The following is a 16,405-nucleotide window of genomic DNA, read 5'->3' on the forward strand; positions in this document are numbered from 1 at the left end:
GAGCGATAGCCGGCCGGATCGGATTACAACGCGCCCGGCGTCGCCATCAAGCGGCCGTTGCGCCATTCGCGCTGCTCGCTGACGTGGCCGCTGCGCGCCAGGTATTCGACGATCGAACGCACCGTCACCACCGGGTAGTCGCCGGCGAGGCGGGTGCCGATCGGGTGATCGCCGAAAGCGATATTGGCGCTGAACAAGCCGCCGAGCACCCGCTTGGGGTAAGGGATCTGGATGCGATCCGGACGAAACCCGTCGTCGAGCGCGGCGCGATAGGCCTCGCGCCGATGCGCGGCCGCGGAGGCGTCCGCGAGGGTGGCGGCGAACAGCTCTAGCACCCAGGCGGTGGAGTTCTGGTAGTCGGCGCTGCCGGGCCGTGCGATCAGGTTGTAGCGGGGCTGATGCAGGCTGCGGTCCGGCAGGCCGTGCAGGCGCGCGGCGAGGCGTTCGGCTTGGGCCGGTTGCAGCCAGATGATGCGCGCGTCCTGGGTGACCAGGTCGTCGGCGAAGAAATTGACCAGGCCCTGCGCGTACAGGCTGGAGCGGTCGCTGCCGCATTCGTTGAGCAGATGCACTGCGGTCCAGCGGCCGGCGGCATGGTCGCGCACGACGAAACCGACATGGCTGTAGACCAGGCCCTGCGCCGACAGGTCGGTGCCGACCCGGGCCACCAGCGCGGCGGGCGCGTCGCGTTGCTCGAGCGCGGCGGCGACGGTCAGCGCGGTCTGCGCCGCCGCGGCCAGTTTCTGCGGGGTGACGGCCTGGCTCTCGCAGCGAGTGCCCGCACGTCCCTGTGCAGGCAACACTCCCAGCACCACCACCGCCAAGGCGACCATCAGCGTCCTGCAGGTCGCGAATCCGTAGGAGCCCATCACGGCGCGCTGAGCGCTCATGCGCCGATCCGTTCGCTGTGCAGCAGCGCGCGGGCGCGTTCGTTGGGGATGAAGCACAGCGCGCCGCCGTCGGCGCCGCTGAGCAGCCAGCCGCCGGCGACCGCCGACACGGTAAGGGCCTCGCCGACCCGGAGGCCGAGCCGCTTGGCCGCCTGCGCCGACAGCGTCACCGCGAACGAGGTGCCGATGCCGACCGCCGAGACGGTCAGCGTCACGCCCTCGGCGCTGGCCTCGACGCCGGCGACCGAGAAGGCCGCGCCGGCCGACAGGGCCCGTGCCGCCGCGGCCGGCACCTCGACCGAGGCGTTGAGGCTGAGCTCGGACTGACGGCTGAGGCCGTCGGACTGCACCGCAGCAAAGGCCGGCGTCCCTGCCGGCAGGCCAGCGGCGGCCGAAACGGACAGGGCGAGGGTCAGCAACCGGTTCGCAATCCTTGGCATCTCGCTCCGTCCCGTGAAGGTTCGGGGCCAGCCTCGGCGGGGTACACGGCGAATGCAATAATCATCGACAAAGTGTCTCGGAATTCGCCATGCAGTAGCGTATTTTGATACGCATGGCGATTTCCATCGAACTGATCGACGGCCTGAAGCGCTTCCTGCGCGCCCAGGACCTGACCTACCGCGACCTGGCCGTGCGCCTGAGGCTCAGCGAAGCGGCGGTCAAGCGGATGTTCTCGCGGCGGGCGATGAGCCTGCAGAGGCTGGAGCAGATCTGCGACGTGCTCGATATCGGCCTGGTCGAACTCAGCGCCGAGGCCGGCCGCGGCCGCGCGCCGATGGCCACGCTCAGCGAAGAGCAGGAGCAGGCCCTGGTCGACGATCCGGCCCTGCTGCTGGCCTTGTTCCTGACCCTGAACCGCTGGAAGCAGGCCGACGTGCAGGCGCATTTCACCTTCGACGACGTCAAGTGGACGGCCTTGCTGGTGCGGCTGGACCGCCTCGGCATCATCGAGCTGATGCCCGGCAACCGCGGCCGGCCGTTGACCGCGCGCAATTTCCGCTGGCGCGCCGACGGCCCGATGGAGCGGCACTTCCGCCTGCGCATGCTCGGCGACTATTTCGCCGACCCTTTCGACGGCGAACAGGACGTGCTGTTGCTACTGAGCGGCGCGCTCAGCATCGCCGGTATCCGCCAACTCAAGCAGCGCCTGGGCGAAGTCGCGCGCGAGTTCGACGCCCTGCTGGCGCGCGATGCCTCCCTGAGCGCGCAGGAGCGGGTCGGCGTGAGTCTGGTACTGGCGCAGAAGCCGTGGTTGCTGCAGTTGTTCCAGCCGTATCGGCGGTCGCAGGGCGATTGAGGAGTGGGGTGGCTGTGCATCGGCCTCGCGCAATCATCCGGTAGTCCCTTGTAGGAGCGGCGTAAGCCGCGACCGCTGGACGCGCATAGGTAGCCAGGCTGTCGTCAGCAGCCGAAGCGGCGTGTCATCGCCAGGGTAGGAGTGACGCAAGTCGCGACCACGCTGTCTACCGTTGCGGCGCTTCTTGCCGTCGGGCTTTGAAGCAACATCAACATCCAAAGCTTCCGTCCGCTGGCGCGGCCGGGTGACTTTCTTTTGCTGGCCCAAAAGAAAGCCAACCAAAGAAATGGCCTTCCTTGCCGGCAGTACCCCTGTAGGAGCGGCGTAAGCCGCGACCGCTGGACGCGCATGGGTAACCAGGCTGTCGTCAGCAGCCGAAGCGGCGTGTCATCGCCAGGGTAGGAGCGACGCAAGTCGCGACCACGCTGTCTACCGTTGCGGCGCTTCTTGTCGTCGGGCTTTGAAGCAACACCAACATCTAAAGCTTCCGTCCGCTGGCGCGGCTGGATGACTTTCTTTTGCTGGCCCAAAAGATAGCCAACCAAAGAAAAGGCCTTCCTTGACAGAGCTCTCCTGCGAGTTCGCAGCTGTCGCCGGGAGATTCCGATAAGACGTCCCTGCCTTATCGGAAAACGCCGCACGTCCTGCGCGGCGCCCTTTGGGCCTACGGTCGCATCGCGAGTTCGACATTGCGCCAAGCTTCAACAGCAACAGCAACAGCCGCCGCCGGAGGCTTCTACCCTGCGATAGGCGACGATTCGATCAGTGGCAGGCCCTGTCTCTCTGGGCGTTCCGTGGTCGCGGCTCACGCCGCTCCTACAGGGGATGGCGGCGACGTGCTGCTCACTTCGCCTTTTGCTGTTGCTGTTGCTGTGCGCCGCCGCGAACTAGCGAAGGCCAAAGAAGACCCGGAGGGCGGCCCGCAGGGATGCGGGCCGTTTTTCATCGGGACAGGGAGGTCCCGTATGAAAAAACACCGCGGATGCACCGCTCGTGCGGGCCTGTGATTCAAAACAAAGCATTTTTCTTTGGTTACCTTTCTTTTGTTGCTTTAGACAAAAGAAAGTAACCCGCCGCTTTAGTGGCGGAAGCTTTGGATTTTGATCTTGATCTTTGATCATCGTTCGATGAACGATGCGCCGCGAGACCGTAACGACGCGGTCGCGGCTTGCGCCGCTCCTACCCTGGCGAGAGTTCGCCGCTTCGATGGACGACATCCGCCCTGGCACCTCTGCGCGTCCCGTGGTCGCGGCTCACGCCGCTCCTACAGGGATGGTCTCGCCGCACCTGATTCCCCATGCCGGCTTTAGTCTTGGCCGCTGTTGCTGTGCGTAGCCGGGCATTCGCGAAGGCAATCGAAGACCCGGAGGGCGGCCCGCAGGGATGCGGGCCGTTTTTCATCGGGACAGGGATGTCCCGTATGAAAAATCCCTGCGTCGGCATCGCTCGTGCGGGCTTGTGATTCAAAACAAAGCATTTTTCTTTGGTTACCTTTCTTTTGTTGCTTTAGACAAAAGAAAGTAACCCGCCGCTTTAGTGGCGGAAGCTTTGGGTTTGATCTTGATCTTGATCTGATCCAGATCCAGATCCAGATCTTTCCTGAAAGATGCGCTGCAAGACTGTGGCGGCGATGTCGCGGCTTGCGCCGCTCCTACCCTGACCAGGCTGCGGCCAGAATCGGCGCGATAGTGCGAGGTCACGGTCGCGACTCACGTCGCTCCTGCAAAGAGCCCAAGTCGGCGAAGCGAGACCGTAGCACTGCGGTCGCGACTGCGTCGCTTCTACAGACGGAAGACTCGCATGGAATCGGGCTGCCGCGAGCGCCCGCCGCGCCCGCGCGAACGTCTCAGCCCTTCTTGGCCGCCCGAATCGGCTTCAGCATCCCGTATTTCTCTTTCGACGGCTTGCCCTTGAGCGGCTCGAACTCGAGCTCGGACGGCGGGAGATCGGTGTCCGGCAGGCGCGACAGCAGGTCGCGGATCAGAGTCAGCCGGCCCTGGCGCTGGTCGTTGAAATCGACCAGAGTCCACGGCGCATGACGGCTGTGGGTGGCCTTGAGCATGGCCTCGCGGGCACGGGTGTAGTCGTCGTAATGATGACGCGCCTGCAGATCGATCGGCGACAGCTTCCAGCGCTTGAGCGGGTCGTCGAGGCGTTCGGCGAAGCGTTCTTCCTGCTGTTCCTGGTCGCAGCACAGCCAGTACTTGAACAGCAGGATGCCGTCGTCGACCAGCAGTTTCTCGAACACCGGCGCCTGCCGCAGGAAAGCCTTGACCTGTTCGGGCTTGGCGAAGCCCATGACCTGCTCGACGCCGGCGCGGTTGTACCAGCTGCGGTCGAACAGGCTGATCTCGCCCGCGGCCGGCAGATGCGGCACGTAGCGCTGGAAATACCATTGGCCGCTTTCGCGCTCGCTGGGCTTGGACAGGGCGACGATGTGGCATTGGCGCGGATTGAGGTGCTCGGACAAGGCGCCGATCGCGCCGCCCTTGCCGGCGGTGTCCCGGCCTTCCAGCAGCACCACTACGCGGCGGCCGCTGTGTTGCAACCAGCGCGCCATGGCGACCAGTTCCAATTGCAGGGCTTCCAACTGCGCTTCGTAGTCCTTGCGCTTGAGCTTGCTCATCGCCTGGCCTTCTTTGCCGTGCCCGTGCCCGTGCCCGTGCGCGGTGCGGCGCTGCGCTTGGTGCCGGCCAGGCCGGTGGCGACTTCGAGCAAGGCGCTCTGCTGGCGTGTGTTGAGCGCGCGATACGCGGCGAGCAGGTCGTGCTCGCCCTGGGTGCGGGCCGGGTCGAGCGTGCTCGCGAGTTCCGACAGCAGCGCCCCGGCCGGCACGCCGAAGGCGCGCGCCAGGGCGTCGAGCTGGTCCTTGCCGGGCAGCTTGTCGCCGCGCAGCCAGGCGCTGACCGTGGCCACGCCGGCGCGCGGAATCGCGGTGGCGATGTCGGTGGCGTTGAGGCCGCGAGCCTTGGCCAACAGACGCAGGGTGGTGTCGAGCGGCATGCCGATCACTCCTTGAGGCGGGGACGCAGGGTGGCGAGGTTGCAGGGGCGGGTGCGTGCGTCGAGCTGGGCGCTGACGATCTTTTCCCAGGCGGTGCGGCAGGCCGAGGTCGAGCCCGGCAGGCAGAACACGAAGGTCGCGTTGGCCAAGCCGGCGAAGGCGCGCGATTGCAGGGTCGAGGTGCCGATTTCGTCGTAGCTGATCGCGCGGAACAGCTCGCCGAAGCCGGGCATTTCCTTGTCGAGCAAAGGCAGCAGGGCCTCGGGGGTGGAGTCGCGACCGGTGAAGCCGGTGCCGCCGGTGACCAGGATGCCGTCGATGCCGTCGTCGGCGATCCACTGCGACACCGCGGCGCGCAGTTTGTAGCGGTCGTCGGGCAGCAGCTTGCGCTCGGCGAGGCGATGGCCGGCCTGGGTGAGGGATTGGACGAGATAGTCGCCGGAACTGTCTTCGGCCAGGGTGCGCGAGTCCGAAACGGTCAGCACGCACAGCGAGAGGGGGATGAAATCGCGTTCTGCGGTCATGCGCGCAGCCTAGCGCAAAGCGGGTGGAGGTGGGGCGAGCCGACATCGGCGACGGAGCACCGGCGAGCCGGTCGAGCGCGCCGCATTCGCTGCGTCAGCGCGCCGGACCGCGCAGTGGCGCGGGCGCTTCGCCCTTGCGCTGCCTGCGCGCCATCGCCATGGTCATCGCGGCGAAATCGACGGCGAAGGCGTCCATGTCGAACAGGCCGCTGTCGCCGCGGCGCGCGGCGAGTTCGGCGCGCAGGGCCTGCAGCGCGGCCGGGTCGTTGCCGAGCGCGACCGCGCGGGCGACGAAGGCCCCGTCGTCGGCGACGTTCATCGATTCCAGGCCGAGGTGATGATTGAGGCTGCCGGCCACGCGCGCGGCGAAGGTCGCGCCGGGCCGGGTCAGCACCGGGCAGCCGGCCCAGATCGCATCGGAAGCGGTCGTGTGGGCGTTGTAGGGATCGGTGTCGAGGAACAGGTCGGCATGGCGCAGCCGCGCCAGATAGTCGGCATGCGGCTGTTTGCGCATGAACACCAGGCGCTCGGGCGCGATGCCCTGGCGGGTCGCGAAATCGCGCAGGCGCTGGTCGGCGCGGCCCGGGCCGGACAACAGCCACAGCACGCTGCCGGGCACGCCGCGCAGCACCGCCAGGGCGCGGGCGACGCTGCGCGGATTGAGCTTGTAGCTGTTGTTGAAGCAGCAGAACACCACGCCGCGGTCGGGCAGGCCGCAATCGCCGCGGCTCGGCGGCGCGGCCGCTTCGCGGGTGGTGTCGGACGGCTGGAAGCAACGCGGCAGCCAGGCCACAGTCTCGCTGAAATCGGTGCCGAGCGCTTCCGGCAATACGTAGCGGTCGGCCAATACGTAGTCGATCCACGGCGCCGCCGATGTGCCCGGATAGGCGAGCCAGTTGACCTGCACCGGGGCCGGCCGCATCGCCAGGACTTCCGGCGCGCCGCCGCCGCCCCAACCGCGCAGGTCGAACAGCACGTCGATGCCGGCGCGGCGGATGGCCGCGGCGACCTGGACATGCGGTTGCATGGCGACGTCGTGCAGGGCGGTGGCCGCGGCATGCAGGCGGCGGCGGATGGCGCTGTCGTCGTCGCGGTTGAGCGCGAACAGATGCAGCTCGATGCCGCCGCGCCGGCGCAGCGCCTCGAACAGGGCGACGGTCAGCAGGCCGGTCGGATGGGCGCCGAAGCCATTGGAGAGAAAGCCGACCCGGATCGGCGCCGAGGCGTCTTTATGCGGCGCCGGCGGCAGCGGCCGCACGCTGGCGGCGATCACGCTCGCGCGCAGTGCGGCGCAGCGGCGTTGCTCGGCGGCGCTGGCGTCCTCGCTGAGGAAGGCGAAGGGTTCGACCGAGGCCAGACCGCGCGCGACTGCGTCGCGGACCTGGCCGGCGAGGGCGTCGAGATCGCGCCAATCGCACAGCTTGCGTCGCCACGCTAGCAAATAGGCCGCCAGCTGCGGTTCGCGCGGCGCCAGGGCATAGGCATGGGTATAAGCCTCAAGTGCGCTCTCGGCATCGCCGACGTCTTCGAGCGCATGCGCCAGCCACACCGCGATGCCCGGATGCTGCGGCGCGTTGCGCGCGGCCGCGCGCAGGCTGGTGACGGCGTCGTCGCGGCGGCCCTGCATCCACTGCGCCCGGCCCAGGCGCGCGAGCGCCTCGGGATGGCCCGGGCGCAGGCCCAGGGCGCGCCGCGCCGCCGCTTCGCCGCCACGCGCATCGCCGGCATCGAGTTCGTGCTCGGCCAGCATGATCCAAGCCATGGCGTCGCCGGGATTGCGCTGCAGCGCATGGCGCAGCGCCGGGCGCGGGTCGCTCATGGCGCCAGTGCCTTGATCGCGGCGGACAGGCCGGGGGTCGGCACGCAAGCGTGGCCCATGGCGCGGTCAGGCCGCATCGAGCGGCAGGTGATAGCGCAAGGTGCCGTCGTAGCGTTGCCAGCCCACCCGGTCGTACAGCGCCTGGGCGCTGAGGTTGTCGTGGTCGGTTTCCAGTTCCAGCCGCGCCGCGCCGTCGGCGCGGGCGAAACCGGTGGCGGCGTCGAGCAGGGCCTGGGCGACGCCGCGCCGGCGCGCGGCCGGATCGACGAACAGATCGTTGAGCACCCAGACCCGCGCGGCGCGCACCGAGGAGAAGGTCGGGTACAACTGGGTGAAGCCGGCGCCGTCGGCGCCGTCGAGCGTCGCGAGCAGCACGACCGAGTCGCCGCGGCCGAGGCGCTCGCCGATAAAGGCGCGCGAGACGCTTTCGTCGTGGCGCTGGGTGTAGAAGTGCCGGTAGTGATCGAACAGCCGGGCCAGCAGATCGAGATCGTCGAGAGTTGCGCGGCGAACTGAGAGGCTCATGGCGGCGATCCGGCGGGAGAAGTCGGATTATGGCCGTTGGACGCGCGCGGCGTCATGACGGCGTGGCGCGACTTCGACGAATCGCGCAGCCGCGCACAAGGCGCGGGCGTCGCGGAGGCTTTGGCTCAGCTCGTCGGCGCAATATGGCTCCATTCGGCGCGGCGTCATGCGCGGCGGAATGGGGCTTCGGTTTGAGAGCGGCGGCAGGGCGAGCCCTCACCTGGCCCCTCCCGAGAGCGGGCCTCAACCCGCCGACAAGCGCGCCAGTTCGTCGGCCTGGTGCTCGTGGATCAGCCGCCCGATCAAGCCGTCCAGATCGCCGGCGACGATGTTGGGCAGGTCGTACAGGGTCAGGCCTTCGACCCGGTGGTCGGTGATGCGGCCCTGCGGGAAGTTGTAGGTACGGATGCGCTGACTGCGGTCGCCGCTGCCGACCTGCAGGCGCCGGTCCTGGGCCTGCGCGGCCGCGGCCTTCGCCGCCGCGGCGTCGGCGAGCATCGCCTGCAGGCGTTTGAGCGCCTTGTCGCGATTCGCGTGCTGGCTGCGCTCGGTCTGGTTCTCCACCACCACGCCGCTCGGGATGTGGGTGATGCGGATCGCCGACTCGGTCTTGTTGACGTGCTGGCCGCCCGCACCAGAAGAGCGGAAGGTGTCGACTTTCAGGTCGGCCGGATTGATCTCGATCGGCTCGCCCTCCGGCTCGACCGCGATGATCGCCACGGTCGCCGCCGAGGTGTGGATGCGGCCCTGCGATTCGGTTTCGGGCACGCGCTGGACGCGGTGGGTGCCGGATTCGAACTTGAGCTTCGAGTACGCGCCGCGGCCTTCGACGCGGGCGATGATTTCCTTGTAGCCGCCGTGCTCGCCGGGATTGGACGACTCGACCTCGACCTTCCAGCCCTGGCGCTCGGCGTAGCGCGCATACATGCGAAACAGGTCGCCGGCGAAGATCGCCGCTTCGTCGCCGCCGGTGCCGGCGCGCACTTCCAGGTACAGGTCGCCTTCGTCGCGCGCGTCCTTCGGAATCAGATGCGCCAGCAGTTCGACGTCGAGCTGCTCCAGGCGCGCCTGCGCTGCGGCGATTTCCTCGTCGGCCAGTTCGCGCAGCTCTGGATCGTTGCGCATCGCCTCGGCGGCGGCGAGGTCGGCCTTGGCCCGCGCTTCCTCGGCCAGGGCCACGGCGACCGGTTCGAGCTGGGCGAATTCGCGCGAGAGCTTGCGGAACCGGTCGTTGTCGCCGATCACGCCGGGATCGGCGAGCAGGCGCTCGAGTTCTTCGCGGCGTTCGGCCAGGGCTTCGAGCTTGCGGCGTAGGGTAGGCGACATTCTGGCGGGGCTCGGGGGACTGGGGACTCGTAACGGCAACAGCGAAGCAGGGCGCTCGTGGCGCGTCGCTAACGCTCGTCGTTCGGTTCCGTATCGCCGGCCCTGGTTTCGCCGGCCCTGGCTTCTGGCCCCGAGTCCCCGGTCCCGAGTCCGGCTGCCGGAAACAACTTGTCCGCGGCCCGCGCCAGCTCCGGGTTGCCGGTCAGCGCGGCTTCGCGCAGGGCCACGGTCGGGGCGTGCAGCAGGCGGTTGGTCAGGGTGTGGGCGAGGAAGTTCAGCACCTCGGCCGGATCCTGGCCGGCGCCCAGCTGCTGGCGCGCCTTCGCCAGCACTTCCTCGCGCGCGGCGTCGCCGTGGTCGCGCAGGCGCTTGATCGGGGCGGTGCGCGTGCTCGCGGCCAGGGTCTCGACGAAGCGGGCGACCTGCAGCTCGACGATGGCCTCGGCTTCGGTGGCGGCCTCGCGGCGGCTGCGGCGGTTGTCTTCGATCGCGCGTTCCAGGTCGTCGACGGTGTAAAGGAACACGTCCTTGAGTTCGGCCACGTCGGCGGCGATGTCGCGCGGCACGGCCAGGTCGAGCAACAGCATCGGCCGGTGCTTGCGGGTGGCGAGCGCGGCGGCGACCTGGGCGCGGTGCAGGATCGGCTCGCGGCTGGCGGTCGCCGACAGCACGATGTCGGCTTCGCCCAGGTGGCGTTCGAGCTCGCTCAGCGGCAGGGCTACGCCGCCGTGGCGAGTGGCGAGGTCCTGGGCGTGGGCGAGGGTTCGGTTGGCGATCAGCAGGCGCCTGGCCCTGGCCTGGACCAGATGCCGCGCGGCCAGTTCGACGGTTTCGCCGGCACCGACCAGGAGCACGGTCGAGTCTTCCAGGCGCGCGAACGATTCCTGCGCCAGGCGCACCGCGGCCGAGGCGACCGACACCGGGTTGGCGCCGATGCGGGTGTCGGTGCGCGCGCGCTTGGCGGTGGAGAAGGCCTGCTGGAACAAGCGGTCGAGCTGGCTGCCCAGGGTGCCGGCGGCGCGCGCGGTCGCCCAGGCGTCCTTGACCTGGCCGAGGATCTGCGGCTCGCCGAGCACCAGCGAGTCGAGCCCGGTCGCGACCCGGAACAGGTGGCGCACGGCGTCGGCATCGCGATGACGATACAGGTAGGCGTGCAGATCGCCGGCGTCGTCCGGGTGGGTGGCCAGCCAGTCGGCGAGCGCGCGGCCGTCGTCGTCGGCGACCGCGTAAAGCTCGGTGCGGTTGCAGGTCGACAGCAGGGCCACCTCGCGCACCGGGGCGAGCGCGCGCAGGGCGTCGAGCGCGGCGGCGACGGCCTCGCCGGAAAACGCCACTCGCTCGCGCAGGCTGACCGGCGCGGTCTGATGGTTGATGCCTAGGACGAACAGACTCATCGGTGGGCGCGCCTGGATCCCGGGCGGCGGACGCAGTACACCGCCGTCGCGGCGACGCTGAAAAGTTTCATCTGGCGGCGTGCGTCGCGGGACATCGGTTCAGGTGCTTGCGATAAGCTGCGGGCTGCTGAAGGCCGCCATTCTACCGGCCCACTGGTCCCGACGTGGTTCTCTACGATTCGATTTGCTCGATCGGTCCAATAGACGGCAGCGATGAGCGCAGCGAAGGCCCGGCCGAGGCCGTGCGCAGCGCCGGCGCCGAGGCCGGTTCGCGCCGGATTCTGCGCTGCGCCGCGCTGGCCCTGGCCCTGAGCGGCTGGCTCGGCAGCGCGGTGGCCGAGCCGGCGACGCCGGTGCCGGCCGCCGCCCTGGCCACGGCCAAGTCGACGATCCAGGCGCGCGCCGCCAAGGACCCGACCGGGGCCTCGCTCGAACCGCTGTTGAGCGGCGAATTCGCGCTGCAGTCCGGCAAGCTGAACGAAGCCGCCGAGGCCTATCTGAAGGCCGCGCGCGCCGCCGACGACGTCGGCCTGGCCGAGCGCGCGACCAGCATCGCCGTGATCGCCAAGCAGGACGCGCTGGCCGCGGACGCGTTGGCGCTGTGGCGCAAGCTCGGCGGCAAGGGCAGCTCGATCGGCGCCGCCGAGGCGACCCTGTCGCTGCGCCGCGGCGACGACCGCGCCGCCCTGCGCCAGCTCAATACTCTGATGGAGAGCGACCCGGAGGCCGGCTGGCGCCAGGCCCTGATCGTGCTGACCACCGGCTCGAAGGACCCGAAACAGGCCGCGCGCGTGCTCGAGAAGCTCGTCGACGGCGGCAAGATCCCGTCCGGCAACCTGATGGCCTGGGTCGCGTTCGGCGGCCTGTCCCAGCGTCTGGACCAGCCGCAACTGACCGAACGCATCGTCGCCGAAGTGGTCGACCGCTTCCCCGGCGAGCCGCGCGTGGCGCTGTTGCGGGTGAGCCAGTTGCGCGAGTCGGGCAAGAACGACGAAGCCCGGCAGATGCTGCAGAGCATCGCCGGCCTGGCCGATCGCGACAGCAACCTGCGCGCGCTGATCGCCGAGCAGTACGAGGCGATGAACGATTTCCAGGCGGTCGCCGCGACCCTGGCGCGCGGCCCGCAGGACGAGCAAACCTATTCGCTGCGCGCGTCCTACCTGGCACGCGCCGAAGACAAGCCGACCCTGACCAGGCTCTACGACGAGCTGCGCGCGAATGCGGCCAAGCCGGATCCGTCGCGGCGCCTGCTGCTGGGGCAGTTGGCCGAATTCCTCGAACGCTACGAAGAGGCGCTGGCCTGGTACCAGGGCGTGCCGGCCGGGCAGCCGCGTTCGATCGCGCGCCTGCGCAGCAGCAACGTGCTGCACAAGCTCAAGCGCAACGACGAGGCCTACGCCAATCTGCGCGCGATCCAGTCCGACGCTTCGACCGGCGACGACGCGCGCCGCGACGCCTACATCGTCGAGGCCAACCTGCACGCCGAAGACAAGAACGACGCCGGCGAGAACGATGCCTTCGCGCGCGGACTGGCCGCGTTCCCGGACGAGCCGGAAATCCTCTACGCCCGCGCGCTGAGCTGGGAGCGCCGCGACGAGATCGACCGCGCCGAGGCCGACTTCCGCCGCATCCTGGTGGCCGAGCCCGACAACATCGCCGCGCTCAACGCACTCGGCTACACCCTGGCCGACCGCACCACGCGCTTCCAGGAAGCGCTGGAGCTGATCGAGCGCGCGCGCAACGCCGAGCCTGATAATTACGCGATCGTCGACAGCTACGGCTGGGTGCTGTATCGCATCGGCCGCATCAAGGAGGCCGAAACCGAGCTGCGCCGCGCCCTGACCATGCAGAAGGACGCCGAAATCGCCGCCCACCTCGGCGAGGTGCTGTGGCAGAGCGGCAAGCGCGAAGAAGCGCGCAAGTATTTCGAGCAGGCGCGCAAGATCGACCCCGACAACCGCTCGCTGCTGCGAGCGCTGAAGAAGCTCGGCCTGTGAGCGCGCTGTCGTCCGGTTCGCGCGCCTGGGCGTCCGCTGCTTCGCGTGCGGCGAAGTCGGTCGCGCTCGTCGCATTGGCCGTGGTGCTGAGCGCCTGCGCCGGACACGGCGTCAAACGTCCGGCGCCCGAGGCCTTGCCGGCCGCTGTCGCGGCCGAGCGCGAAGCCGGGCGCATCGCCCGGGTCCGCGCCGACGGCGAGTGGTCGCTGACCGGCCGCATCGCCGTGTCCAACGCCGGCAAGGGCGGCAGCGGCCGGATCGAATGGAACCAGCGCGGCGAGCGCTATGAAGTCGCGCTGAGCGCGCCGGTCACCCGGCAGAGTTGGCGCCTCGCCGGAGGCCCCGGCGCGGCGCGGCTGGAAGGCCTCGAAGGCGGCCCGCGCGAAGGCGCCGATGCCGCCGCGGTGCTGCACGAGGCCACCGGCTGGGACATTCCGGTCGAGGCCCTGGCCGACTGGCTGCGCGCCGTGCCGGCCGCCGCCGGTGCCGCGCCGCGGATCGTCGCCGGCCCGGACGGCCGTCCGCGGTCGATCGAGCAGGCCGGCTGGAGCATCGCTTACGAGTGGGCGCCGGTCGGCGACCTGCCGTCGCGCCTGGACGCGCGCCGCGGCGAGGCCCGCGTGCGCCTGATCGTCGACGAGTGGCAAGGCGCCCAGGCCGTGCCGGCGCCCGACGCCGCCGGACGCTGATCGCGCGTCCTCGCCCCGGCGCTTTCGAGTCCGATCCTTAACGCCCCGACACTCCCGACCGAGCCGCGATCCGATCATGTCCGTCCCTTTTGCCGTGTCGAGCGAGCCGGCCCAGCCGACCGAGTCGAACTGGTCGGTCTGGCCTGCGCCGGCCAAGCTGAACCTGTTCCTGCGGATCACCGGCCGCCGGGCCGACGGTTACCACTTGCTGCAGACCGTGTTCCGTCTCCTCGACTGGGGCGACACGATTCGCCTGCGTCCGCGCGCGGACGGGCGGGTGATACGCCACGGCGCCTCGGTGGCGGGCGTGGCCGAGCGCGACGACCTCGCCGTGCGCGCCGCTCTGCTGCTCAAAAGTGAAGCCAAAAGCTCTAAAGGTGCGGATATCGTCGTCGAAAAGCGCATTCCGGCCGGCGGCGGCTTCGGCGGCGGCTCGTCCGATGCGGCCACCGTCCTGGTCGCCCTGGACGCCTTGTGGGGCACGAATCTCGGCGTCGATCGCCTGGCCGAACTCGGGCTGCGCCTCGGCGCCGACGTGCCGGTCTTCGTGCGCGGTGAGAACGCTTGGGCCGAAGGCATCGGCGAGACGTTGCAGCCGCTCGCGCTGGCGCCGGCCTGGTATGTGCTGGTCGACCCGGGGGTGCATGCGCCGACCGCGGCCCTGTTTCAATCGTCCGAATTGACGCGGGATGCCGCGCCCGCGACAATGTCGGACTTCGTTTCGGGTAAGCCGCTCGGGAATGCGTTCGAGCCGGTGCTGCGCAAGCGCGAAGCTGCCGTAGAGGCCGCCTTCGCCGCTTTGTCGCAGATCGGTTCGCCACGCCTGACCGGCTCTGGCAGCGGGTGTTTCGTCGAGTTCGCGCAGCGCGAATCCGCCGAGGCAGCGCTGGCGGAACTGCCTTCCGGCCTGCGAGCCTGGACGGCGGGCGGTGCAGGGCGTTCCGCGCTGTGCGCCGCACTCGAGGCAAATCTTCCGCAGGGGCGTCGCCAAGAGGCCCAAGGCACCAGGTTTTGATCCTGGCATTCGTAGGTTCGAATCCTACCGCCCCTGCCATCGAATGCCGGAAGTTGGGAATCGTGGATTTCCCGCCTTCCCATCGTCACCAGCCGCCACGGTCAGAGCGAAGCGGAGAAAACAGTGCAAAACGATCGAAACCTGCTGGTATTCAGCGGTAATGCCAACCGTCCGCTCGCCGAGGCCGTGTGCAAGGAGCTCGGCATCCGCCTCGGCAAGGCCCTGGTGGGGCGTTTCTCCGACGGCGAGGTGCAGGTCGAGATCGAAGAGAACGTGCGTCGCCAGGAGGTGTTCGTCATCCAGTCGACGAACGCGCCGACCGCCGAGAACTTCATGGAGCTGCTGGTCCTGATCGACGCGCTCAAGCGCGCCTCGGTGGCCAACGTGACCGCGGTGGTGCCGTACTTCGGCTACGCCCGCCAGGATCGCCGCCCGCGCTCCTCGCGCGTGCCGATCACCGCCAAGGTCGCGGCCAAAATGTTCGGCGCCGTCGGCGCCGACCGGGTGCTCACGGTCGATCTGCATGCCGACCAGATCCAGGGCTTCTTCGACATCCCGGTCGACAACGTCTACGCCTCGCCGCTGCTGCTCGCCGACATCTGGCGCGCGCACGGCACCGACAACATGGTCGTGGTGTCGCCCGACGTCGGCGGCGTGGTCCGCGCCCGCGCGATCGCCAAGCGCCTCGACGACGCCGACCTGGCGATCATCGACAAGCGCCGCCCGCGCGCCAACGTCGCCACGGTGATGAACATCATCGGCGACGTGTCGGGCAAGACCTGCGTGCTGGTCGACGACATCGTCGACACCGCCGGCACCTTGTGCGCCGCCGCGGCGGCGCTGAAGGCGCAGGGCGCGCTGAAGGTCGTCGCCTACTGCACCCATCCGGTGCTGTCGGGCGCGGCGATCGACAACGTGATGAAGTCGCAGCTGGACGAGCTGGTGGTGACCGACACCATTCCGCTGACCGCCGCGGCCCGCGCCACCGGCCGCATCCGCCAGCTCAGCGTCGCCGAGCTGCTGGCCGAAACGATCCGCCGCATCGCCTTCGGCGAGTCGGTCAGTTCGTTGTACGTGGATTGAATCCAGGGGCTCGGGGCTCGGGACTCGGGACTCGTGAGCGCTGAAGCGTCGGCTTTTGCCTTTCGAGTCCCGAGTCCCGAGTCCCGGGTCCCGATCCAGGCTCATCTGGTCGCGGATGAGTCTCCAAATCGCCGCGAGGCGATCCTAATGTTGCAAAGTGAGTAAATAAAAATGTCCGAACACATCATCAAGGCCACTGGCCGCAACGTCGAGGGGAAGGGTGCGAGCCGCCGCCTGCGTCGTGCCGCCAGCATCCCGGCCATCATCTACGGCGGCAAGGCCGCGCCGCAGCCGGTCCAGCTCGATCACGAGAAAGTGTGGCTGGCCAGCCAGCACGAGTGGTTCTACTCCTCGATCCTGACCCTCGATGTCGACGGCAAGAGCGAGAGCGTGCTGCTGCGCGATATGCAGCGCCACCCGTACAAGCAGATCATCATGCACCTGGACTTCCAGCGCGTGGACGAGAACCAGGCCATCCGCGTCGCAGTGCCGCTGCACTTCCTCAACGAAGACAAGTCGCCGGCCGGCAAGGCTGCCGACGTCGTCGTGACCCACGAGCTCAACGAAGTCGAAGTCAGCTGCCTGCCGAAGGACCTGCCGGAGTTCATCGAGATCGACCTGTCCGCGCTCGCCGTCGGCGACATCGTCCACCTGTCGGAGCTCAAGCTGCCGAAGGGCGTCGAGATCCCCGAGCTGAAGCTGGGCAAGGAACACGACGTCGCCGTCGTGATCGCCAAGCACGGCAAGGAAGAGGCCGAAGAGGCCGTCGACGCGCCGGTCGCCGAAGTGCCGGCCGCGAAGGTCGCCAAGAAGGACGAAGACAAGAAGTGATCGCGGACCGGC

At 69.1% G+C, this 16,405-nt stretch carries 16 protein-coding genes and 1 tRNA gene; 7 read left to right on the forward strand and 10 right to left on the reverse strand.

Features of this window, described 5'->3' with window-relative positions; translation table 11 throughout:
* Positions 1 to 23 precede the first annotated feature (23 nt).
* The gene (locus AC6CH2_RS10915) at positions 24 to 890 is read right to left on the reverse strand and encodes a DUF2145 domain-containing protein (RefSeq protein WP_498269274.1); all 867 of its coding nucleotides are present in this window, start codon (positions 888 to 890) and stop codon (positions 24 to 26) included.
* Positions 887 to 1,330, reverse strand: a complete 444-nt coding sequence (locus tag AC6CH2_RS10920) for an AbrB/MazE/SpoVT family DNA-binding domain-containing protein (RefSeq protein WP_498269275.1) — start codon at positions 1,328 to 1,330, stop codon at positions 887 to 889. Before AC6CH2_RS10920 ends, AC6CH2_RS10915 begins: the two co-directional genes overlap by 4 nt.
* A gap of 113 nt (positions 1,331 to 1,443) precedes the next feature.
* Here AC6CH2_RS10920 and AC6CH2_RS10925 point away from each other — a divergent pair, with 113 nt between their 5' ends.
* Positions 1,444 to 2,187, forward strand: a complete 744-nt coding sequence (locus tag AC6CH2_RS10925) for a helix-turn-helix domain-containing protein (protein ID WP_498269276.1) — start codon at positions 1,444 to 1,446, stop codon at positions 2,185 to 2,187.
* Between the two features lie 1,487 nt (positions 2,188 to 3,674).
* Here the strand turns inward: AC6CH2_RS10925 and AC6CH2_RS10930 are convergent.
* The 8 genes from AC6CH2_RS10930 to hemA all read right to left on the reverse strand — a co-directional run bounded on the left by AC6CH2_RS10930 (position 3,675) and on the right by hemA (position 10,778).
* Positions 3,675 to 3,887, reverse strand: a complete 213-nt coding sequence (locus AC6CH2_RS10930; protein ID WP_498269277.1) for a hypothetical protein — start codon at positions 3,885 to 3,887, stop codon at positions 3,675 to 3,677.
* 146 nt (positions 3,888 to 4,033) lie between these two features.
* Positions 4,034 to 4,813, reverse strand: a complete 780-nt coding sequence (gene ppk2, locus AC6CH2_RS10935) for a polyphosphate kinase 2 (protein WP_498269278.1) — start codon at positions 4,811 to 4,813, stop codon at positions 4,034 to 4,036.
* The gene (locus AC6CH2_RS10940) at positions 4,810 to 5,190 is read right to left on the reverse strand and encodes a helix-turn-helix domain-containing protein (protein WP_498269279.1); all 381 of its coding nucleotides are present in this window, start codon (positions 5,188 to 5,190) and stop codon (positions 4,810 to 4,812) included. Before AC6CH2_RS10940 ends, ppk2 begins: the two co-directional genes overlap by 4 nt.
* 5 nt (positions 5,191 to 5,195) lie before the next feature.
* Complete coding sequence (moaB, locus tag AC6CH2_RS10945; protein WP_498269280.1) at positions 5,196 to 5,714, reverse strand: molybdenum cofactor biosynthesis protein B; 519 nt, start codon at positions 5,712 to 5,714, stop codon at positions 5,196 to 5,198.
* 94 nt (positions 5,715 to 5,808) lie between these two features.
* Positions 5,809 to 7,533: an O-linked N-acetylglucosamine transferase, SPINDLY family protein gene (locus tag AC6CH2_RS10950; protein ID WP_498269281.1), complete on the reverse strand. Its 1,725-nt coding sequence runs from the start codon at positions 7,531 to 7,533 to the stop codon at positions 5,809 to 5,811.
* A 66-nt stretch (positions 7,534 to 7,599) separates the two neighbouring features.
* On the reverse strand, positions 7,600 to 8,058 hold the full coding sequence (locus AC6CH2_RS10955) for a GNAT family N-acetyltransferase (protein WP_498269282.1): 459 nt from the start codon (positions 8,056 to 8,058) through the stop codon (positions 7,600 to 7,602).
* Positions 8,059 to 8,301: 243 nt separating this feature from the next.
* Positions 8,302 to 9,384, reverse strand: a complete 1,083-nt coding sequence (prfA, locus tag AC6CH2_RS10960; RefSeq protein ID WP_435395304.1) for a peptide chain release factor 1 — start codon at positions 9,382 to 9,384, stop codon at positions 8,302 to 8,304.
* A gap of 68 nt (positions 9,385 to 9,452) precedes the next feature.
* Positions 9,453 to 10,778: a glutamyl-tRNA reductase gene (gene hemA, locus AC6CH2_RS10965; RefSeq protein ID WP_498269283.1), complete on the reverse strand. Its 1,326-nt coding sequence runs from the start codon at positions 10,776 to 10,778 to the stop codon at positions 9,453 to 9,455.
* Between the two features lie 332 nt (positions 10,779 to 11,110).
* On the opposite strand from hemA, the gene AC6CH2_RS10970 reads away from it, so the two are divergent.
* The 6 genes from AC6CH2_RS10970 (at position 11,111) to AC6CH2_RS10995 (ending at position 16,393) form a co-directional block, all read left to right on the forward strand.
* Positions 11,111 to 12,775: a tetratricopeptide repeat protein gene (locus tag AC6CH2_RS10970; RefSeq protein ID WP_498269529.1), complete on the forward strand. Its 1,665-nt coding sequence runs from the start codon at positions 11,111 to 11,113 to the stop codon at positions 12,773 to 12,775.
* A gap of 5 nt (positions 12,776 to 12,780) precedes the next feature.
* Positions 12,781 to 13,464, forward strand: a complete 684-nt coding sequence (gene lolB, locus AC6CH2_RS10975) for a lipoprotein insertase outer membrane protein LolB (protein WP_498269530.1) — start codon at positions 12,781 to 12,783, stop codon at positions 13,462 to 13,464.
* Positions 13,465 to 13,540: 76 nt separating this feature from the next.
* On the forward strand, positions 13,541 to 14,479 hold the full coding sequence (gene ispE, locus AC6CH2_RS10980) for a 4-(cytidine 5'-diphospho)-2-C-methyl-D-erythritol kinase (protein WP_498269284.1): 939 nt from the start codon (positions 13,541 to 13,543) through the stop codon (positions 14,477 to 14,479).
* Positions 14,442 to 14,518 (forward strand) — tRNA-Gln (locus AC6CH2_RS10985). The genes ispE and AC6CH2_RS10985 overlap by 38 nt, the downstream gene beginning before the upstream one ends.
* An 84-nt stretch (positions 14,519 to 14,602) precedes the next feature.
* Complete coding sequence (locus AC6CH2_RS10990) at positions 14,603 to 15,562, forward strand: ribose-phosphate diphosphokinase (RefSeq protein WP_057918906.1); 960 nt, start codon at positions 14,603 to 14,605, stop codon at positions 15,560 to 15,562.
* Between the two features lie 171 nt (positions 15,563 to 15,733).
* Entirely contained in the window at positions 15,734 to 16,393 is a 660-nt protein-coding gene (locus AC6CH2_RS10995; protein WP_498269285.1) for a 50S ribosomal protein L25/general stress protein Ctc, read from the forward strand.
* Positions 16,394 to 16,405: the final 12 nt, after the last annotated feature.

It is taken from the genome of Lysobacter sp. GQ73 (assembly GCF_059758755.1).